General features: G+C 70.9%; 23 protein-coding genes. 13 read left to right on the top strand and 10 right to left on the bottom strand.

Features of this window, described 5'->3' with window-relative positions; all coding sequences use genetic code 11:
- Window positions 1-163 precede the first annotated feature (163 nt).
- The 3 genes from GWK15_RS23490 (at window position 164) to GWK15_RS23480 (ending at window position 1,728) form a co-directional block, all read left to right on the top strand.
- Complete coding sequence (locus tag GWK15_RS23490) at window positions 164-343, top strand: hypothetical protein (protein WP_168043840.1); 180 nt, start codon at window positions 164-166, stop codon at window positions 341-343.
- 78 nt (window positions 344-421) lie between these two features.
- Complete coding sequence (locus GWK15_RS23485) at window positions 422-871, top strand: carboxymuconolactone decarboxylase family protein (protein ID WP_168043839.1); 450 nt, start codon at window positions 422-424, stop codon at window positions 869-871.
- The gene (locus GWK15_RS23480; protein ID WP_168043838.1) at window positions 871-1,728 is read left to right on the top strand and encodes a sigma-70 family RNA polymerase sigma factor; all 858 of its coding nucleotides are present in this window, start codon (window positions 871-873) and stop codon (window positions 1,726-1,728) included. The genes GWK15_RS23485 and GWK15_RS23480 overlap by 1 nt, the downstream gene beginning before the upstream one ends.
- Before the next feature lie 5 nt (window positions 1,729-1,733).
- On the opposite strand, the gene GWK15_RS23475 is transcribed toward GWK15_RS23480, so the two are convergent.
- Window positions 1,734-2,531, bottom strand: a complete 798-nt coding sequence (locus GWK15_RS23475; RefSeq protein ID WP_168043837.1) for a HisA/HisF-related TIM barrel protein — start codon at window positions 2,529-2,531, stop codon at window positions 1,734-1,736.
- A 3-nt stretch (window positions 2,532-2,534) separates the two neighbouring features.
- On the bottom strand, window positions 2,535-2,747 hold the full coding sequence (gene thiS / locus GWK15_RS26645; protein WP_168043836.1) for a sulfur carrier protein ThiS: 213 nt from the start codon (window positions 2,745-2,747) through the stop codon (window positions 2,535-2,537).
- 129 nt (window positions 2,748-2,876) lie between these two features.
- Between thiS and aroQ the strand changes: the two genes are divergently transcribed.
- From aroQ to sugE, 4 genes are all read left to right on the top strand, one after another.
- Window positions 2,877-3,329, top strand: coding sequence for a type II 3-dehydroquinate dehydratase (aroQ, locus tag GWK15_RS23465; RefSeq protein WP_168043835.1), 453 nt, complete (start codon window positions 2,877-2,879; stop codon window positions 3,327-3,329).
- A complete protein-coding gene (gene accB / locus GWK15_RS23460; protein WP_456306872.1) occupies window positions 3,326-3,799 on the top strand; it encodes an acetyl-CoA carboxylase biotin carboxyl carrier protein in 474 nt (157 codons plus the stop codon). The genes aroQ and accB overlap by 4 nt, the downstream gene beginning before the upstream one ends.
- An 85-nt stretch (window positions 3,800-3,884) precedes the next feature.
- Window positions 3,885-5,231, top strand: coding sequence for an acetyl-CoA carboxylase biotin carboxylase subunit (gene accC / locus GWK15_RS23455; protein ID WP_168043834.1), 1,347 nt, complete (start codon window positions 3,885-3,887; stop codon window positions 5,229-5,231).
- 170 nt (window positions 5,232-5,401) lie between these two features.
- Window positions 5,402-5,713 carry a quaternary ammonium compound efflux SMR transporter SugE gene (sugE, locus tag GWK15_RS23450; RefSeq protein ID WP_168043833.1) on the top strand — a complete coding sequence of 104 codons (312 nt, stop codon included), beginning with the start codon at window positions 5,402-5,404 and terminating at the stop codon, window positions 5,711-5,713.
- A 76-nt stretch (window positions 5,714-5,789) separates the two neighbouring features.
- Here the strand turns inward: sugE and GWK15_RS23445 are convergent, their stop codons facing one another.
- Complete coding sequence (locus tag GWK15_RS23445) at window positions 5,790-7,364, bottom strand: ABC transporter substrate-binding protein (protein WP_168043832.1); 1,575 nt, start codon at window positions 7,362-7,364, stop codon at window positions 5,790-5,792.
- Window positions 7,365-7,465: 101 nt separating this feature from the next.
- Here GWK15_RS23445 and GWK15_RS23440 point away from each other — a divergent pair, with 101 nt between their 5' ends.
- From GWK15_RS23440 to GWK15_RS23420, 5 genes are read left to right on the top strand one after another with little or no spacing between them, the layout of a single operon-like run.
- A complete protein-coding gene (locus tag GWK15_RS23440) occupies window positions 7,466-9,061 on the top strand; it encodes an ABC transporter substrate-binding protein (RefSeq protein WP_168043831.1) in 1,596 nt (531 codons plus the stop codon).
- A 15-nt stretch (window positions 9,062-9,076) separates the two neighbouring features.
- Entirely contained in the window at window positions 9,077-10,084 is a 1,008-nt protein-coding gene (locus GWK15_RS23435) for an ABC transporter permease (protein WP_168043830.1), read from the top strand.
- Window positions 10,081-11,007 (top strand): ABC transporter permease, encoded by a 927-nt coding sequence (locus tag GWK15_RS23430; RefSeq protein ID WP_168043829.1) that lies wholly within the window; start codon window positions 10,081-10,083, stop codon window positions 11,005-11,007. The genes GWK15_RS23435 and GWK15_RS23430 overlap by 4 nt, the downstream gene beginning before the upstream one ends.
- A gap of 2 nt (window positions 11,008-11,009) precedes the next feature.
- Entirely contained in the window at window positions 11,010-11,996 is a 987-nt protein-coding gene (locus GWK15_RS23425) for an ABC transporter ATP-binding protein (protein ID WP_168043828.1), read from the top strand.
- Window positions 11,997-12,004: 8 nt separating this feature from the next.
- Window positions 12,005-13,033 (top strand): ABC transporter ATP-binding protein, encoded by a 1,029-nt coding sequence (locus GWK15_RS23420; RefSeq protein WP_245211859.1) that lies wholly within the window; start codon window positions 12,005-12,007, stop codon window positions 13,031-13,033.
- 280 nt (window positions 13,034-13,313) lie between these two features.
- On the opposite strand, the gene GWK15_RS23415 is transcribed toward GWK15_RS23420, so the two are convergent.
- The 7 genes from GWK15_RS23415 to GWK15_RS26145 form a co-directional block, all read right to left on the bottom strand.
- Window positions 13,314-14,492 carry an MFS transporter gene (locus tag GWK15_RS23415; protein ID WP_168043826.1) on the bottom strand — a complete coding sequence of 393 codons (1,179 nt, stop codon included), beginning with the start codon at window positions 14,490-14,492 and terminating at the stop codon, window positions 13,314-13,316.
- Entirely contained in the window at window positions 14,489-15,259 is a 771-nt protein-coding gene (locus GWK15_RS23410) for an NAD kinase (RefSeq protein WP_168043825.1), read from the bottom strand. Before GWK15_RS23410 ends, GWK15_RS23415 begins: the two co-directional genes overlap by 4 nt.
- Window positions 15,256-16,110 carry a carbon-nitrogen hydrolase family protein gene (locus GWK15_RS23405; RefSeq protein WP_168043824.1) on the bottom strand — a complete coding sequence of 285 codons (855 nt, stop codon included), beginning with the start codon at window positions 16,108-16,110 and terminating at the stop codon, window positions 15,256-15,258. The genes GWK15_RS23410 and GWK15_RS23405 overlap by 4 nt, the downstream gene beginning before the upstream one ends.
- 66 nt (window positions 16,111-16,176) lie before the next feature.
- A complete protein-coding gene (locus GWK15_RS23400; RefSeq protein ID WP_168043823.1) occupies window positions 16,177-16,575 on the bottom strand; it encodes a hypothetical protein in 399 nt (132 codons plus the stop codon).
- On the bottom strand, window positions 16,568-17,590 hold the full coding sequence (gene moaA, locus GWK15_RS23395) for a GTP 3',8-cyclase MoaA (RefSeq protein ID WP_168043822.1): 1,023 nt from the start codon (window positions 17,588-17,590) through the stop codon (window positions 16,568-16,570). The genes GWK15_RS23400 and moaA overlap by 8 nt, the downstream gene beginning before the upstream one ends.
- Before the next feature lie 65 nt (window positions 17,591-17,655).
- On the bottom strand, window positions 17,656-18,411 hold the full coding sequence (locus GWK15_RS23390; protein WP_245211858.1) for a sulfite exporter TauE/SafE family protein: 756 nt from the start codon (window positions 18,409-18,411) through the stop codon (window positions 17,656-17,658).
- Window positions 18,408-18,563, bottom strand: a complete 156-nt coding sequence (locus tag GWK15_RS26145) for a DUF3553 domain-containing protein (RefSeq protein ID WP_245211860.1) — start codon at window positions 18,561-18,563, stop codon at window positions 18,408-18,410. The genes GWK15_RS23390 and GWK15_RS26145 overlap by 4 nt, the downstream gene beginning before the upstream one ends.
- A 99-nt stretch (window positions 18,564-18,662) precedes the next feature.
- On the opposite strand from GWK15_RS26145, the gene GWK15_RS23380 reads away from it, so the two are divergent.
- Complete coding sequence (locus GWK15_RS23380) at window positions 18,663-19,286, top strand: histidine phosphotransferase family protein (RefSeq protein WP_168043820.1); 624 nt, start codon at window positions 18,663-18,665, stop codon at window positions 19,284-19,286.
- Window positions 19,287-19,368 lie beyond the last annotated feature (82 nt).

The following is a 19,368-nucleotide window of genomic DNA, read 5'->3' as shown; positions in this document are numbered from 1 at the left end:
ACTCACCCGACATGATCCAAGCTCCGCTACCCAGCAGCTTGAATCACACCCCACCGCGCCGCAGCGAGAACTGATTGGGTTTGGAGCCTAGCCCCTTTGTTCAAGTCGACGGCGATGCAGGTCCCTAGGTTCCGCACGCCATCAACGGAGAAGGAGAACCCCGATGAGCGACACCTGTGCCTGCGGCCCCGCCTGCACCTGCGGCCCGACCTGCAACTGCGGCCCCGAGGGCCGCTGCTCCCCCGCCTGCCGCTGCGGCGAAGGCACGACGCGCGGCTGGCTCGGCTGGCTGGCGCGGCTGCTGCCGGGCAGGGAGTGCTGCGCGGCGCCCCGCGCGGCCTGACCGAATTCCGCGCACCCCATGTCACAACCGGCGGGGCTGCCTCGTCATGAGGGCATCACCATGGATGCAGGAGCGACGATGCCCCGCCGTTTGAACTACTTCGCCGCCAACCCCAAGGCCGTGCAGGCCATGATCGGGGTGGAGAAGGCGGTCCGCCAGTCCGGCCTCGAGCCCCGCCTGCTCGAGCTCGTGAAGACGCGCGCCTCGCAGATCAACCACTGCGCCTATTGTCTCGAGATGCACACCCGCGAGGCCCGCGCCGCCGGCGAGACGGAGGAAAGGCTGCACATGCTCGCCGCCTGGGAGGAAGCCGGGTGCTTCACCCCGCGCGAGCGCGCCGCGCTGGCCTGGACCGAAGCCCTGACCCGCCTTCCGGAGTCCGGCGCGCCCGACAGCGCCTATGCGGAGATGGCCGCGGCCTTCGCGCCCGACGAACAGGTCTCGCTGACCCTCGCCGTCATCGCCATCAACGGCTGGAACCGCTTCGCGGTCGGCTTCCGCGCCATCCCCGGGGAGCCGCCGGGCTGATGACCGGCGCCGACGCGGCCTTCGCCGCCGCGCGCCCCAGGCTGCGGGCGCTGGCCTACCGATTCCTCGGCTCGATCGCCGATGCCGAGGACGTGGTCCAGGCCGCCTGGCTCCGCTGGGCGGCCGCCGACCAGGCGGCGGTCGCGGAGCCCGAGGCCTATCTGCGGCGCATCGTGACCAGGCTCTGCCTCGATGAGTTGAAGGCCGCGCGGCGCAAGCGGGAGACCTATGTCGGCCCCTGGCTGCCGGAACCGGTGGTCGAGGCCGATCCGCTGGCCGGCCGCGCGGCGGAGGAGGACGTCTCGATCGCCCTGATGCTGGCGCTGGAGCGGCTGAGCCCGCTCGAGCGCGCGGCCTTCCTGCTGCACGACGTCTTCGGCAGCGGGTTCGAGGAGGTGGCGGCGACGCTCGACCGCACGCCCGCGGCGGTACGCCAGCTTGCCGCGCGGGCGCGCAGCCATGTGCGGGACGCCCGGCCGCGCTTTCCCGTCACCCCCGAGGATGCCCGCCGCATCGCCGGCGCCTTCCGCAGCGCGGTCGAGAGCGGCGATGCGGCCGCACTCGCGCGCCTGCTCGCGGAGGACGCCGTGCTTCGGACCGATGGCGGCGGCGTGGTCTCGGCCGCGATCAACCCCGTGCTTGGCGCGGATCGCATCGCGCGCTTCTTCGCCGGGCTGGCGCGCAAGGGCCGGCTCGGCGCGCGGCACGAGCCCGCCTGGATCAACGGTCTGCCCGGCTACGTCACGCGGTTCGAGGATGGCAGCGTGCAGACCACCGCGCTCGAGATCGAGGGCGGGGCCATCCGGGCGGTGTATGTGGTGCGGAACCCGGAGAAGCTGCGCTCCCTGATGGGGTGACCGGCCTAGCGGATCAGCCCCGTCATCGGACTCGACGCATCCGCCTGGTAGTTCCAGGGCATACGGCCGGCGAGGAAGGCGTTGCGGCCGGCCTCGACCGCCGCCTTCATCGCGACCGCCATGCGCACAGGGTCCTTGGCATGCGCGATCGCCGAATTCAGCAGCACCGCGTCGCAGCCGAGCTCCATCGCCTTGGCCGCATCCGACGCCGTGCCGATGCCCGCATCCACCAGCACCGGCACCTTCGCGTTCTGCTTGATGGAGCGGATCATGAACGGGTTGGTCAGCCCCAGCCCCGATCCGATCGGCGCACCGAGCGGCATGATCGCGACGCAGCCCATGTCCTCGAGCTTCTTCGCCGCCACGGGGTCGTCGGCGCAGTAGACCATCACCTCGAAGCCGTCGGCGATCAGCGCCTTCGCGGCTTCCAGCGTGCCTTCCATGTCCGGGTAGAGGTAGGGCGGCGGTCCCAGCACCTCGAGCTTCACGAGGTTCCACCCGCCGGCCTCGCGCGCCAGGCGCAGCGTGCGGACGGCCTCGTTCGCCGTGTGGCAGCCGGCAGTGTTGGGCAGGTAGGTGTAGCGCTTGGGCGAGACGAAATCCTGCAGCATCGGCGCGTTCGGATCGGACAGGTTCACCCGCCGCACAGCGACGGTGACGATCTCCGCCCCCGAGGCCTCGATCGCCGCGGCGGTCTCCTCGAGCGACTTGTAGCGGCCGGTGCCGACGATCAGGCGCGAGCGGAAGCGGCGGCCTGCAACCTCCCAGGTGTCGTCGGCGGTTCCAGCGGGGGTTCCGTCCATGGCTCAGCCTCCGCCGATGAAGTGCACGATCTCGAGCCGGTCGCCCTGGGCCAGGGCGACGGTCGCATAGGTGGAACGCGGAACGATCTCCTCGTTCCGCTCGACCGCGACCTTGCGCGTGTCGAGGCCGATGGCCGTGAGCAAGGCGGCGACGGTGGCCCCGGGCGCGATCTCGCGATCCTCCCCGTTCACCGTGATGGCGATCCGTTCTGACATCCTGGGCCGAATGTGGCGAAGGGCAGGGGGCGCCGCAAGCCGGGGCGGCGCATGGCCGGGGCGCGCCCCGCTTGCCCCCCCGAAACCCCCCGTGCTAGCCCCTTCCGCCCCCATTTTCGGGAAACGCCCGTGAGTCCGCCCCTGATCGTGGTCCTGAACGGACCGAACCTCAACATGCTCGGCGTGCGCGAGCCGGAGAAGTACGGCACCGCCACCCTCGACGACGTCGAGGCGCTCTGCGCCGAGACGGCCGAGGAGTATGGCCTCGCCATCGACTTCCGGCAGACCAACGCCGAGGGCGAACTCGTCACCTGGATCCAGGAATGCCGGGGGCGCGCCGCGGGGATCGTGATCAATCCCGCCGGCTACACCACCACCTCGATCGCGGTCATGGACGCGCTGCTCGCCGTCGACCTGCCGGTGATCGAGGTGCACATCACGAACATTCATCGCCGGGAGGAATTCCGGCACAACAGCTACGTCTCCAAGGCGGCGACGGGCGTGATCTGCGGCCTCGGCGTGGGGGGCTACGCGCTCGCCATCCGCGCCATGGCGGATCTGGTCGAGCAGGACGAGGAATGATGGGCAACTTCATCGAATTCGACGCCGCCGCGATTCGCGAGCTGGCGCAGATCCTGCGCGATACGGACCTGACCGAGATCGAGCTGGTCGACGGCGAGGCGCGGCTGCGCGTCGTGCGCCAGGCCGTCGTCGCGGCTCCCGTGATGCAGCCCGTGGCCGTCGCCGCCGCGCCGGTGGCCGCCGCCGCCGCGCCCGCGGCCACGCCCGCCGCGGCCGAGGCGCTCGATGCCGACCACCCCGGCGCGGTGACGAGCCCCATGGTGGGCGTCGCCTACCTCTCGCCCGAACCGGGCGCCGCGCAGTTCGTCGCGGTCGGCGCCAAGGTCACGCAGGGCCAGACCCTGCTGCTGATCGAGGCGATGAAGACCTTCAACCAGATCAAGGCCCCGCGCGCCGGCACGGTGACCCGGATCCTGGTCGAGAGCGGCATGCCGGTCGAATACGGCGAGCCGCTGATGATCATCGAATGAGCCGTCCGATGACTGGAAGGCCGCAGGCCTGGAGGTCTGAATCGGCCGGCTCCCGGGCGGCGCGCAGCGACGCGGGGAAAGCGTGATGTTCGGCAAGGTCCTGATCGCGAACCGGGGCGAGATCGCGCTCCGCGTCCATCGCGCCTGCCAGGAGATGGGCATCCGCACCGTCGCCGTGCATTCCACGGCCGACGCGACGGCGATGCATGTGCGCCTGGCGGATGAGAGCGTGTGCATCGGCCCGCCGAATGCGCGCGACTCCTACCTCAACACCGCCGCCATCCTGTCCGCCGCGACCATCACGGGGGCGGATGCGGTGCATCCCGGCTACGGCTTCCTGTCCGAGAACGCCCGCTTCGCCGAGATGGTGGAGGCGCACGGGCTGAAGTTCATCGGTCCCTCGCCCGACCACATCCGCATGATGGGCGACAAGATCGCCGCGAAGGACGCGATGCGGCGGCTCGACGTGCCGCTGGTGCCGGGTTCGCCGGGCGCGCTCGAATCGCTCGAGGAAGCGCGCGCCGTCGCGGACCAGATCAAGTACCCGGTGCTGATCAAGGCCGCGGCCGGCGGCGGCGGGCGCGGCATGAAGGTGGCGCGTTCGGCCGATGAGCTCGAGGAAGCCTGGCGCGTCGCGCGCACCGAGGCGAAGTCGGCCTTCGGCGACGACAGCGTCTACATGGAGAAGTACCTCGACCGCCCGCGGCACATCGAGCTGCAGGTGCTGGCCGACACCCACGGCAACGTCGTGCATTTCGGCGAACGCGACTGCTCGCTGCAGCGCCGCCACCAGAAGCTGGTCGAGGAAGCCGGCAGCCCGGTGCTGTCGGCCGCGGACCGCGAGGCGCTCGGTGCGCGCGTGACCTCGGCGCTGGCGAAGCTCGGCTACCGCAATGCCGGCACGCTCGAGTTCCTCTGGCAGGACGGGCAGTTCGCCTTCATCGAGATGAACACCCGCCTGCAGGTCGAACACCCGGTGACCGAGATGGTCTGCGGCATCGACCTGGTGAAGGAACAGATCCGCATCGCGGCGGGGGAACCGCTCGGCTACGGGCAGGGCGACATCCGCTTCGCCGGCCATGCGATCGAATGCCGCATCACCGCCGAGGACCCCGAGACCTTCGCGCCGAGCCCCGGCCGCGTGAACACCTACCACGCGCCGGGAGGCCTCGGCGTGCGCGTCGATAGCGCGCTGTATTCCGGCTATACCGTGCCGCCGCACTACGACAGCCTGGTGGCGAAGCTGGTGGTCCACGCGCCGTCCCGCCCCGAGGCGATCGGCCGCATGCGCCGCGCGCTGAGCGAGATGGTCGTCGCCGGCATCCGCACCACGCTGCCGCTGCACCAGGCGGTGATGGACGATCCGGAATTCCAGTCCGGCGAGTACACCATCCACTGGCTCGAGCGCTTCGTGGCGGGGCGGCAGGGCTGATACCGCCGAGCCGCGCCGATGACCCGGTCATCGGGGGGGCGAAGGGTATCGCGCGCAGGGTTGGTGTGGCGGCTGCGCGCAACGCAAAGGGACCGGCGCCGGGGACGACCCCGGCGCGTCGATCGCAACGGTGGGGACGGCCCCGCCACAGGCACCGAAGGGGACCTGTGATGGGGTGGATCTATCTGCTGGCCGCCGGACTGTCCGAAATCGGCTGGGCCATCGGCCTGAAGTACACCGAGGGCTTCACGCGGCCCGTGCCCACCGTGCTGACGGTCGTCAGCATGATCGTCAGTCTCGCGCTGCTGGGGCTGGCGCTGAAGACGCTGCCGCTCGGCACCGCCTATGCCGTCTGGACCGGCATCGGCACGGTCGGGACCGTCCTGCTCGGCATCGTTCTGTTCGGGGAGGCGGCGACGGCGATGCGCCTTGCCTGCGTCGGCCTGATCCTCGCTGGGATCGTCGGCCTGAAGCTCGCCTGACGCCGGTGCCGGATCCCGGCTACCGAGGGCCTTTCGGCCCTCGGCTGGGTGGCCTGGAGCGGCGGCGCCCCTCCGCTCAGTTCGCCGGCCGCGTCGACATGGCCGTGGTGCGCTCGTCCATCCGCGCCTCGTAGGCGAAGCCGCGCCGCGCCGCCCAGAAGTTCACCAGCTGGAACAGCGGGATCATCGCCTGGTCGTCCGCGACCATGCGCACCGTCTCGCGCAGCATCGCCTCGCGCTGCGCGTCGTCGAGCGTCGCCGCGGCGCGTTCCGTCAGCGCGTCGAGCGCCGCGTTGGAATAGCGCGAGGAATTCGACGCCCCGCGCCGGCGCTCGCGGTCATAGGTGCCGAAGATGTTGACCAGCATGTAGGACGCCTCACCGGTCACGCTGCCCCAGCCGCCCATGCGCATGTTGAATTCCTGGCGCGAGGTGCGGGCGGAATAGGTCGCCCAGGGCAGCGCCTGCACCTCGGTCCGCACGCCGATGCGCGTCCACATCTGCGCCACCGCCTGGCAGGTGCGCGCATCGTTGGGGTAGCGGTCGTTGGGGCAGGACAGGGTGATGCGGAAGCCCTGCGGGAAGCCGGCATCGGCGAGCAGCCGCCGCGCGCCGTCCGGATCGTAGGCCGGCGCCGGGACGTCCGGATTGTAGCCGAAGGCGCCCTGCGGCAGCCACTGCCCGGTCGGGCGCGCTGTGCCTTCCATCACGCGCTCGGACAGCGCGGCGCGGTCCACCGCCATCGACATGGCACGACGCACGCGCAGGTCATGGAAGGGGTTGCGCGCCAGCGCCTGGCCGTTGTTGTCGGTGACCCAGAGCGGGTTCTCGGCCTTCGAATAGTCCGGGATCAGGTAGATCAGGCGCAGGCCCTGGATCTCGAACAGGCTGATGCGCTGCTCCCGGCGCAGCCGCGCGAGATCCGAGGAGGGCACCTGGTCGATCACGTCGACATCGCCCGCCAGCAGCGCCGCGGTGCGCGAGGGGTCATTGGCGATGAAGCGGTAGGACACGCGCGCCCAGGGCTGCGCGCCGGCCCAGTAGCCGTCGTTGCGCGCGAATTCGGTGCGGTCGCCGGACCGGTAGGAGACCAGGCGATAGGGCCCGGTGCCGATCGCGGCCTGGCCGGAATTGTACTGGTCCGTCTCCGCCCCCGTGCCGGCGTGGCGGGAGATGACCTGGATCGAGGCGAGCTCGGTCGGCAGCAGCGGGTGCGGCGCGGCGGTGTGGAAGCGGATGGTCAGCGGGTCCACCACCTCGATGCGAGTGATGGCGCGGATCAGCCCGGCGAAGGAACCGGGGCTGTTGCGCACGGTCGGCACGCGCTCGATGGTGAAGGCGACGTCGTCGGCGGTGAAGTCCCGCCCGTCATGCCACTTCACGCCGGGCCGCAGCTTGAATTCCCAGACGGTCGGTTCGACCGCGCGCCAGCTCTCGGCGAGCATCGGCCGCAGACGCGCCTGCGCATCGCGTTCCACCAGCGTGTCGAACAGGTGCTGGGTCAGGCTGCTGTTGGGGGAGGCGTTGTAGAAGTGCGGGTCGAGGGAGGTCGGCGACCCGCCGATCCCGATGGTCAGGTTCTGCGCCGCGGCATGGCCGCCGACCAGCAGCGCCGTGGCGAGCACGGCGTGCCCCATGGTCGTTCGCTTCATGAATTCCTCTCCGGCAGGAATGGGACGAAAGGTGGCAGCCTAGCGGCGCTCCGGGCGGGCTGCTACAAGGGGAATTCGTTCGATACGCTGGGGAGCGCTTCATGAAGACGAAGAACCGTCGGGGCCGTTTGGCCGCGTCCGCCGCCATGGCCGCGCTCGCGCTGTCGGCGGCGCAGGCCTCGGCGCAGACGGCCACCATCGCCGTCGGCGCGCCGGTCACTTCCATCGATCCGCACTACCACCAGCTGTCGCCGAACAACGCCGTCGCGGACACCATCTTCGACAAACTGGTGAACACCGACGCCCAGTCGCGCAACATCCCGGGCCTCGCGACCGAATGGCGCGCGGTGGAACCCACGGTGTGGGAATTCCGCCTGCGCCCGAACGTGCGCTTCCACAACGGCAACGCCTTCACGGCCGAGGACGTGGCCTTCACGCTCCAGCGCCTGCCGAACGTGCCGAACAGCCCGTCCTCCTTCGCGGTCTATTCCCGCCCGCTGACGCGGATCGAGATCGTCGACCCGCTGACCATCCGCCTGCACACCGCGCAGCCCTACCCGCTGATGCCGCTCGACATGACGAATGTCCGCATCATCGACAAGGAAACCGCCGAGAACGCGACGACCGAGGACTTCAACGCGCTGCGCGCCGCGGCCGGCACCGGCCCCTATCGCGCGGTGACGCACCGCAACGGCGACCGCATCGAGTTCGAGCGCTGGGACGGCTACTGGGGCGAACGCGCGCCCTTCCAGCGCGTCAACTACCGCATGATCACCAACGACGCGGCGCGCACCGCGGCGCTGCTGGCGGGCGACGTGGACCTGATCGACCAGGTGCCGACCTCCGACCTCGCGAAGCTGCGCCAGGACAACCGCGTGCGCCTGTCCGAGACGGTCGGCCTGCGGCTGATCTTCCTCGGCCTCGATTTCCAGCGCGCGGCGACCGAGAATTCGCCCTTCGTGACCGACAATGACGGCCGCCCGCTGGGCCGCAACCCGCTGCGCGACGTGCGCGTGCGGCGCGCGCTGTCCATGGCGATCGATCGGCGCGCCATCGTCGACCGCGTCATGGAAGGTGCGGCCGTGCCGGCCAACCAGTTCCTGCCGCAGGGCGTCTTCGGCTTCGTCGCCGACCTCCCCGCGCCGGCCTACGATCCGGACGGCGCTCGCCGCCTGCTGGCCGAGGCCGGCTACCCGAACGGCTTCCGCATCCAGCTGAACGGCCCGAACGACCGCTACATCAACGATTCCCGCATCATCCAGGCGATCGGCCAGATGTGGACGCGCATCGGCGTCCGCACGGCGGTCGAGGCGCAGCCCTGGACCACCTTCATCGGCCGTGCCGGCCGCCAGGAATACTCGGCCTTCCTGATCGGCTGGGGTTCCAACCCGGACGGCTCGCACCCGCTGCGCAACATCATGGCGACCTTCAACGCCGAGCGCGGCTGGGGTGCGTCCAATCGCGGCCGCTACTCCAACCCGCAGGTGGACGACCTGCTGGCGCAGTCGCTGACCGAACTCGACGAGGCGAAGCGCGAGCGGCTGGTGGTCGACGCCATGCGCATCGCCATGCAGGACGTGGGCGTGGTGCCGCTGCACATCCAGACCAACATCTGGGCCTCGCGGCGCAACTTCGAGCACACCGCGCGCAACGACGAGCTGACCCGGGCGCAGGATCTGCGCCCGGCGGCTCGCTGACGGCAGGGACAGCCGATGGCCGTCTACCTCGTGCGGCGCCTGATGCAGGCGCTGCTCGTCGTGCTGGCGATGTCGATCATCGTCTTCGTCGGCGTCTACGCCATCGGCGACCCCGTCGAGATCCTGATCAGCCCGGACGCCGACCAGCTCGAGCGTGAGCGCGCCATCCGCGCCCTCGGCCTCGACCTGCCGCTCTGGCAGCAATACCTGGTCTTCCTGACCAATGCGCTGCAGGGCGACCTCGGCCGGTCCTTCGTGTTCAACGAACCGGCGCTGAAGCTGATCCTGCAGCGCATGCCGGCGACGCTGGAACTCGCCTTCGGGGCGATGTTCCTCTCGATCCTGATCGGCCTGCCGCTCGGCCTCTATGCCGGGCTGCGGCCGAACTCGGCGGCGTCCAAGACCATCATGGCGGGCTCCATCCTCGGCTTCTCGCTGCCGACCTTCTGGGTCGGGCTGATGCTGATCATGGTCTTCGCCGTGCAGCTCGGCTGGCTGCCCTCGACCGGGCGCGGGGAGACCTGCTCGGTGCTCGGCTTCATCGGGCTGCAGCCCTGCAGCGCCGGGCTGCAATGGTCGTGGCTGACCGGCGACGGCCTCGCGCACATGGTCATGCCGGCGATCAACCTCGCACTGTTCAAGATCAGCCTGGTGATCCGCCTGACCCGTGCGGGCGTGCGCGAGACGATGCTGATGGACTACGTGAAGTTCGCCCGCGCCAAGGGGCTCTCGGCCTCGCGCGTCACCTTCGTGCACGTCTTCAAGAACATCCTGATCCCGGTCGTGACCGTGGTGGGCCTTGAGCTTGGTTCCACCATCGCCTTCTCGGTGGTGACGGAAAGCGTCTTCGCCTGGCCGGGCATGGGCAAGCTGATCATCGACAGCATCAACGTGCTCGATCGCCCGGTGATCGTCGCCTACCTCATGATCATCGTGATGATGTTCATCACCATCAACCTGGTGGTCGACCTCACCTACTCGCTGCTGGATCCGCGCGTCAGGCTGGAGAACAAGGGCACATGAGCCAGGCCGTGATGAAGGGGGCGGCGCCCGCCGCCCCGCGCAAGGACAAGGTCGAGACGCCGTTCCGCCGCTTCGTCTCCGAATTCGCGGAATCGAAGATCGCGCTGGGCGGGCTGATCGTCTTCACGATCATCGCGCTCGTGGCGATCTTCGCCTCGGTGATCGCGCCGCAGAACCCCTACGACCTCGCGCAGCTCGACATCATGGACGGGCGGATGGAGCCCGGCACGGTGGGCGGCGCGGGCTTCACCTATTGGCTCGGCACCGACGACCAGGGCCGCGACATGATGTCGGGCATCATGTACGGGCTGCGCATCTCGCTCACGGTCGGCGCGGGATCGGCGCTGATCGCCTGCATGGTCGGTGCGTCGCTCGGCCTCCTCGCGGCCTATGCGGGCGGGCGGACCGACACGGTCATCATGCGCCTGGTGGACCTGCAGCTGTCCTTCCCGTCCATCCTCGTCGCGCTGATGATCCTCGCCTTCCTCGGCAAGGGCGTGATGAACGTGGTCATCGCGCTGGTGATCGTGGAATGGGCCTACTACGCGCGCACCGTGCGCGGCACCGCCCTGGTGGAACGCCGGCGCGAGTACATCGAGGCGGCGCAGTGCCTCGCCCTGCCGACGCACCGAATCCTGTTCCGCCACCTGCTGCCGAACTGCCTGCCGCCGCTGATCGTGGTCGCCACGATGCAGGTCGCGCGCGCCATTGCGCTCGAGGCGACGCTGTCCTTCCTCGGCCTCGGCGTGCCGATCACCGAGCCCTCGCTCGGCCTGCTCATCGCCAATGGCTACGAGTACATGCTTTCGGGCAAGTACTGGATCTCCTTCTATCCCGGCATCGCGCTGCTGGTGACGATCGTTTCCATCAACCTGGTGGGCGATCAGCTGCGCGACGTGTTGAACCCGCGCCTGAAGAAGTGACGATGGCCGCACCGACCCTCGAGGTCCGCAACCTGCGGACCCACTTCTTCACCCGCGCGGGCGTGGTGAGGGCCGTCGACGACGTGTCCTTCACGGTGGAGCGCGGCAAGGTGCTCGGCCTGGTGGGTGAATCCGGCTCGGGCAAGACCGTCACCGGCTTCTCGGTCATCGGCCTGGTGGATCCGCCGGGGCGGATCGTCGGCGGACAGATCCTGTTCCAGGGCCGCGACCTCGCGAAGGCGACCGAGGCGGAGATGCGCGACCTGCGCGGCAACCGCATCGCGATGATCTTCCAGGACCCGATGATGACGCTGAACCCGGTCCTGCGCATCGACACGCAGATGATCGAGACGGTGCTCGCCCACAAGAAGGTCAGCCACGAGCAGGCCCGCCAGCGCGCCCGCGACACGCTCGGCATGGTGGGCATCCCCTCCCCGGACGAGCGGCTGAAATCCTACCCGCACCAGTTCTCGGGCGGCATGCGCCAGCGCGTGGCCATCGCCATCGCGCTGCTCCACGAACCGGACCTCATCGTCGCGGACGAACCGACCACGGCGCTCGACGTGACCATCCAGGGCCAGATCCTGGCCGAGGTGCAGAAGCTCGCGCAGACCACCGGCACCTCGCTGATCTGGATCACGCACGACCTCTCGGTCGTCGCCGGCCTCGCCGACGACATCGCGGTGATGTACGCCGGGCGCGTGGTGGAACACGGCGCGGTCTCCGACGTGCTGGACCGCCCGCTGCATCCCTACACCGCGGGGCTGATCGGCAGCGTGCCGTCGCGCAACAAGCGCGGCGAACCGCTGCGGCAGATCCCCGGCATGACGCCCTCGCTGCTCAGCCTTCCGCCGGGCTGCGCGTTCCGCTCGCGCTGCCCGCGCGCGGCCGAGGCCTGCCTCGCCGAACCCGAGATCAACGAGATCCTGCCCGGCCGCGAGGTGCGCTGCTTCCGCCCCCTGACCGAAACCGCGGAGCAGGCCGCATGAGCGCCGCCATGACCGCCCCCCCGATCCGCGCCATCGACGCCGGCGCGCCGATGATGGAACTGCGCGGCATCTCCCGGCGCTTCGAGAAGAAACTCGACCTCGCCGGACGCATCGCGAAGCGCCTCGGCGCGCCCGTGAAAGAGGAAGTGGTGCACGCCGTCGACGGCGTCGACCTCACCGTCCGCAAGGGCGAGGTGGTCGGCCTCGTCGGCGAATCCGGCTGCGGCAAGTCGACGCTCGGCCGCATGGTCGCGGGCATCCTGCCGCCCTCGGACGGCACCATCCTGCGCAACGGCATGGACATCCGCTCGCTCGACGCCGCGGCGGCGCGGGAGATGAAGCTGCGCACGCAGATGATCTTCCAGGACCCCTATGCCTCGCTGAACCCGCGCATGCGGGTCGCGGACATCGTGGGTGAGGCGCCGCTGGTCCACGGCATCGTCAGCCGTGCCGGCTACGACGCCTATGTCGATGAGCAGATGCGCCGCGCGGGCCTCGACCCCGCCTTCAAGCGCCGCTACCCGCACCAGTTCTCGGGCGGGCAGCGCCAGCGCATCGGCATCGCGCGCGCGCTCGCGGTGAAGCCCGACTTCATCGTCTGCGACGAGGCGGTCGCCGCGCTCGACGTCTCGATCCAGGCGCAGATCCTGAACCTGTTCATCAAGCTCCGCACCGAGCTCGACCTCACCTACCTCTTCATCAGCCACGACCTTGGCGTGGTGGAGCACATCAGCGACCGCGTCGTGATCATGTATCTCGGCCGCGTGGTCGAGGAAGCGCCGAGCGAGACGGTCTTCGCGCGGCCCAACCATCCCTACACGAAGTCGCTGCTCGACGCCGTGCCGCGGATCGAAAGCCGCAAGCGCGCCTTCTCCGTGGTGAAGGGGGAGATCCCCTCGCCGCTGAACCCGCCGCAGGGCTGCCATTTCCACCCGCGCTGCCCGCACGCGATGGAACGCTGCCGCGTCGAACGCCCGGTGCTGAAGGAAGTCGCCCCGGGGCAGCGCAGCGCCTGCCACCTGAACGACGCGGCGTGATCCGCGCGCTGCTCCTGCTGCTGCCGCTGCTGGTCCTTGCGGCCTGCGACCGCACGGACGGGGTGCGTGGCGCCTATGTCGGCGGCGGGGCCGGGGTGTCGCGGCTGTCGAACTGATTGGAGGGGCGCTGCCCCTCCAAGCCACCCCGGCAAAGGCCGAAGGGCCTTTGCAAATCAATACCGATTCCACGCTTGGCAGGTACGGCGCCAAGTATCGGTTCCCAAAGGCCTTTCGGCCTTTGGCGGGGAGAGCCCGAGAGGGGCGGCGCCCCTCTCGGCCGTCACTCACCCCGCGCCGTGGCGGCGACCAGGAAGCTCCCCGCCGCCATCAGCCCGACGCCAACCAGCATCCACGGCACCGGCCCGTAGCCGCCGGCCCCTTCCCACACCAGCGCCAGCGCGAAGGGCGCGACCGTCCGCGGCAGCATCGCCACCGCCGACAGCGCGCCGTTGATCGCGCCGAAGCCCTCCCGTCCCAGGATCTCGGCCGCACCCGCCGACCGCACGATGGTCAGCAGCCCGTCCGCCACTGCGAAGGATGCGACGAAGACCAGCGTCAGCGGCAGGCTCGACGGCCCCGCGGCAAGGGCGAGCATCGCGACCGGCAGCAGCCCCGTCGCGAGCCGCCCGACGCCGCGCATCGTCACGCGCCGGCCGAGCACGAACAGCACGCCCCGCGCGGCGACCTGCGCCGGTCCATGCGCGGCGGCCAGCAGCAGCACCATCCCCTCCGGCCAGCCGCGTTCGCGCAGCAGCGGGATCAGGTGCGCCCCGAGCCCCGTGCCGATGAAGGCATGCGCGGCGAAGCAGAGCGCCAGCCCCGCGAAGGCCGGCTGCCGCAGCCGCGCCCAGAGGCTTGGCCCGGCGGTGATCGCCGCCCCGCGCGCGGGCGCGCGCGCCTCCCGCAGCATCGCCCAGGTCATCGTCGCCGCGACGAACTGCATCGCCGCCAGCACCTGCAGCGCGCCGCGCCAGCCGAGGTGCCCGATCAGCCAGTCCGTCAGCGGCAGGAAGATCGTCCCGGTCATGCCGGTGATGAAGGTGATCGCCGTGATGGCGCGCGTCGGCTCCCGCGCCTCCGCCACCACCACGGCCATCGCCGTGCCCCACAGGCACATCGCCTGCACCACGCCGATCAGGATCCACAGCGCGAAATAGGCCAGCGGATTCTGCACCAGGCTCATCGCCACCAGCAGCGCGGACGCCCCGAAGGCGCCGAGCGTCATCATCGCCCGCGGCCCGTTCCGGTCGAGCCAGCGCCCCGCCGGGATCGCCCCGAGCCCGGCAGCGAGCAGCCCGCAGGTATAGGCGGCGTTGAGCAGCACCCGCGACCAGCCGAGCTCCGCCTCGATCGGCGCCACGGTCAGCGGGAAGGGGGTGTAGAGCGTGCCCCAGCCGATCAGCTGCGTCGCCGCCGTCCCCCACAGCAGGGTCCGGTCCGGGATGCCGCGGCCGCTCACACCGTGAACTGCTCCGCGATGATGCGCTCCGACAGGCCGTGGTCGGGGTCGAACAACAGGGTCAGGGAGACGTCGCGCGCCTCGCGCACCTCGACGCGGGCGACGTCGCGCACCTCGGTGTAGTCGGCGACCGCCGCGACGGGGCGCTTGTCGCGCTCGAGGATCTCGAACACCACCTCGGCACTCGCCGGCAGCAAGGCGCCGCGCCAGCGCCGCGGGCGGAAGGCGGAGATCGGCGTCAGCGGCAGCAGGCTCGCATCCAGCGGCACGATCGGCCCGTGCGCCGACAGGTTGTAGGCCGTGCTGCCCGCCGGCGTGCTCACCAGGATGCCGTCGCAGATGAGCTCCGGCAGCCGTTCCTTGCCGTCGATGATGATGCGGATCTTCGCCGCCTGGCGGCTTTCGCGCAGGAGCGAGACCTCGTTGATCGCCAGCGCCTCGACCGGCGCGTCGCCGTTGGACAGGGCGCGCATGCGCAAGGGGTGCAGCGTCGCGGCCTGTGCGGCGGCGATGCGCTCCGGCAGGTCCTCCTCCCGGTAGTCGTTCATCAGGAAGCCGACCGACCCGCGGTTCATGCCGTAGACCGGGATGCCGCGGCCGAGGAAGCGGTGCAGCGTCTCGAGCATGAAGCCGTCGCCGCCGAGGGCGACGATGACGTCCGCCTTCTCGGGCGACGCGGCGCCGTAGCGGGCGGCCAGCGCATCCTGCGCGGCGCGGGCGGTCTCGTTCTGCGCGGCGAGGATGGCGAGCCGCGGGGCCTCGCTCACGACGCGGCCTTCGCGCGCCAGGCGCGGGCGGCCTCGCGGTGTTCCTCGAGCGGCATGCCGGCGCGCACGCGCTGCGTCGTCGCGGTGTCGATGCGCGCCGTGGCCCAGCCGATGCCGTCGCTGCACTTCGCGACGACATGGCCCCAGGGGTCGGCGACCAGCGAATGGCCGTAGACGCTGCGCACCGCGCCGCGTTCCTCGTAGGTGCCGTAGGAGGCGGCGGCGAGGATCCAGCACTGGGTGTCGATGGCGCGCGCGCGCAGCAGCGCCTCCCAATGGTCCTTGCCGGTCTGCAACGTGAAGTTGGACGGCACCAGGATCGCCTCCGCCCCGCGGCGGCGCAGCTCCTGGTACAGCTCCGGGAAGCGCACGTCGTAGCAGATGGTGCAGGCGAAGCGGATCCCGCCGGCCTCGAAGAAGGCGAGGTCGCTGCCCCCGCCATACAGCGCGCTTTCCTTGTAGCCGGTGCCGTCGGGCGCGGTGATGTCGAACAGGTGGATCTTGCGGTAGCGCGCGATCTCGGCCCCGTCCGGCCCGAACACCACGGTGGTGTTGAACAGCTTCTCCCCGCCATCCTCGATGATCGACCCGCCATGGACGGTGATGCCGTGCGTGCGCGCGAGGCCGCGCAGCATCTCGTAGGCGGGTCCGCCGGTGCCGCCGGGTTCGGGCAGGATCTCGGCCGCGGCGCGGCGGCTTTCGCGTCCGCCGCCGAGGTTGGTCCAGGTCTCCGGCAGGGTCACGAGGCCCGGCCGGTCGGCGGCGATGGCGGATTCGATCAGGCGGCGCGCCTGGTCGAGGTTGGCCGGTTTGTCGCTGCCCTGGTTCATCTGGATCACGCTGACGCGCATCCGCCGCTTCCTTCGCCGAACCGCGCCATCAAGCCGCCGCGCGCGGGCGGCGGCAAGGGGCCATGGTCAGTTGCCCGAGGCGTCCTGGCGCGGCCAGTCGAGCCGCGGCTCGGCGCGGCCGCGGCGCTCGGCGCGCGCGGGCGGCGGCGGCACCGGGGGCGCGATGCGCGGTTCCTCCACCTGGCGCGCGGCGGCGCGCGTCGGTGGCGCCACCCAGTCCTCCTCCGTCGCGCGGGCGGGCATGGCGGCGGGGGGCTGGCGGATCAGCGTGCGGATCTCGCTGCGCAGGTCGGCGATCTCGGCCTCGATGGCCTCGAGCCGCGACTTCACGCCGAACACCGAATAGGGCATCGCCAGGAGCGATAGCGCCGAGACCACGATCGCCAGCAACAGGATGAAGCCGACCCAGGATGGCAGACCCGGGATGGCCAGCATCGTGGCCAGGTCGTGCAGGCGGTCAGCCACCGGTCAGGCTCATGTGGCGCGCCACGGCGGGGCGGTTGCGGCGACGGTCGATCACGAAGTCATGCCCCTTCGGCTTGCGCGCGATGGCGTCGCGGATCGCCTGCGCGAGACCGGCCTCGTCCACCGACGGGTCGCGCAGCAGGCTGCGGAACTCGGCCGCGTCGTCCTGGCCGAGGCACATGTAGAGCGTACCCGTGCAGGTCAGCCGCACGCGATTGCAGGATTCGCAGAAATTGTGGGTCATCGGCGTGATGAAGCCGATGCGCCGCCCCGTCTCCTTCACCGTCACGTAGCGGGCCGGCCCGCCGGTGCGGTAGTCGCTCTCCTCGAGCGTCCAGGACTGGCGCAGGCGCGACCGCACCAGCGACAGCGGCAGGTACTGGTCGGTGCGGTCTTCGCCGATCTCGCCCATCGGCATGGTCTCGATCAGACACAGGTCGAAGCCGTGCTCGCCGCACCAGGCGACCATGCGGTCGAACTCGTCCTCGTTGACGCCCTTCAGCGCGACCGCGTTGATCTTCACCGCAAGGCCCGCGGCCTTGGCGGCGAAGATGCCGTCCATGGTCTGCTCGAGCTTCCCCCAGCGCGTCACCGCGGCGAAGGTCGCGGGGTCGAGCGTGTCCATCGAGACGTTGATGCGCCGAACGCCCGCCGCATGCAGGTCGCCGGCCATCTTGGTCAGCTGCGTGCCGTTGGTGGTGATCGTCAGCTCGCGCAGCCCGCCCGCGCCGAGGCGCGCGCCCAGCGCCTGCACCAGCGTCATCACCCCCTTGCGCACCAGCGGCTCCCCGCCGGTGAGGCGGATCTTGTCGGTGCCGAGCGCGATGAAGGCGCCGCAGAGCCGGTCGATCTCCTCGAGCGTGAGGATGTCCTTCTTGGGCAGGAAGGTCATGTCCTCCGCCATGCAATAGACGCAGCGGAGGTCGCAGCGATCCGTCACGGACACGCGGAGGTAGGAGACGGTGCGGCCGAAGGGGTCGGTGAGCGGGGCCGCGGCGGGGGAGGAGGCCTGCATGGCCGGGATTTGGGGCCTGAGGGGCACCGCCCGCAAGCCCCATTCGGCGTTCCGGCGCCGGCCGGTCAGCCGAACAGCGCGAGCGCGCCGGCGACCAGCAGCACCCCCATGGCGAAGGGCCGGTAGAGCCGTTCGGGGATGACGTGGAACAGCCGCGCCCCGATCGGCACCGAAACGGCCATGACCGGCAGCATGATGGCCAGCCGCACCAGCACCGGCAGGTCGATCAGCCCGCCGATCAGGGGCGGAATGACCGAGACGACGGCGATGGTCGCGAAGAACAGGATCAGGTTCGCCCGGTGGCGCTTCGCTTCCTCGAGGCCCGCAAGGAGATAGAGGATCACCGGCGGCCCGCTCATCCCCGTCGAGCCCTTGAGCAGCCCCGCCAGCGTCCCGACCGCGAGGTTGAGCGGCAGCGGGCGGGAGCCGTGGTAGCGCCAGCCCGACATCAGCAGCAGCCCGAACACCAGCACGAAGCCGCCGATGAAGCGGCGCAGCGTGTCGCCATCCGCCGTCAGCAGGATCCAGGCGCCGAGCGGCGTCGCCAGGGCCGCCGCGCCGCCAAGCGGCAGCACCACCCGCCGGTCGGCATCCTTCAGCGCCGAGGGCACCAGCTGCAGCGAGACGAGCAGTTCCATCAGCAGCATCACCGGCACGCCGGCGCGCGGACCCCAGAGCAGCGAATAGACCGGCGCGAGGATCACCGCCGTGCCGAAGCCGGAATAGCCGCGCATCAGCCCGGCCACGATCGTCGCGATCACCGCGGCGGGCAGCCGCCAGTCCGCGAGGACCGGCCAGGCCCGGTCGAGCAGTTCGGTCAACGCCGCGCCTCGTCCTCGATGTCGAGATGCACCACGGCGGCGTTGATCAGCACCTTGCCGGCGTGCTCGAAATTGACGGTGATGCGATCCCCCACCACCGACTGCACCTGGCCGGTTCCCCAATCGGGGCGGTCCGGGTGGCGGACGCGCATGCCTGGTTCGATGATCGCGGTCACGGGCCTGATGCTAATGTCGCGGAAGCACCCCAGAGGATACCGTCTCCGCCCATGACGCAAGGGATGCCAGTGCCGATGCCCGCCGATGAGCCGACCCTGGAGCCGCATCTCGCGCGGCTGGTCGGGCTGCGCCTGTGCCACGACCTGGGCGGCGTGGCCGGCACGGTCGGCAACGCGCTCGAGATGATGACCGCCCCCGGGGACGAGGCGGCCGCGCTCGCGCTCGAGGCCGCGACGGTGCTGCGCAAGCGCCTGCTGCTGTGGCGCGCGCTGCTGGGCGGGCAGGGCGAGGCGACGCTCGGCACGCTGCTCGGCCTGGTCGAGGGCCAGCTGGCGGGCGGGCGGGCCACGGCCGATGCCGCGGGCCTCGACCTCGCGCACCAGGTGCCCGAGCCGATGGTGCCCGTGCTGCTGACCGCGCTCGTGCTGGGCGGGGAGGCGCTGCCGCGCGGCGGCGCGGTGCGCCTCGCCGGCGATCCGGGGCGGGAGATGTTCGTGCTGCCCGACGGGCCGCGCGCCGCCTGGCCGGCGCCGCTGCTGCAGGTGATCGCCGGGCGGCCGCTGGCCGCGGAGCCGACCGGGCGGGACGTGCTGCCGCTCTGGCTCGGCTCGGTCGCCGCAGCGGCGGGGGTGCAGCTTGGCCTCGCCATGCCGGCGGGCATGGCCGCGGGGCCGCTGATGCTGACCCTGCCGGGCTGAAAGGCTCCTAGATGGCACCGGCACCGGCCCGCACCCGGCCACCCGTTCCAGGATACTGAATCGGGCGGCCGGGCCGGAGCCG

Source organism: Neoroseomonas oryzicola, assembly GCF_012163135.1.
Lineage (GTDB): Bacteria > Pseudomonadota > Alphaproteobacteria > Acetobacterales > Acetobacteraceae > Neoroseomonas > Neoroseomonas oryzicola.
This window is presented reverse-complemented; position numbering and strand designations above follow the sequence as displayed.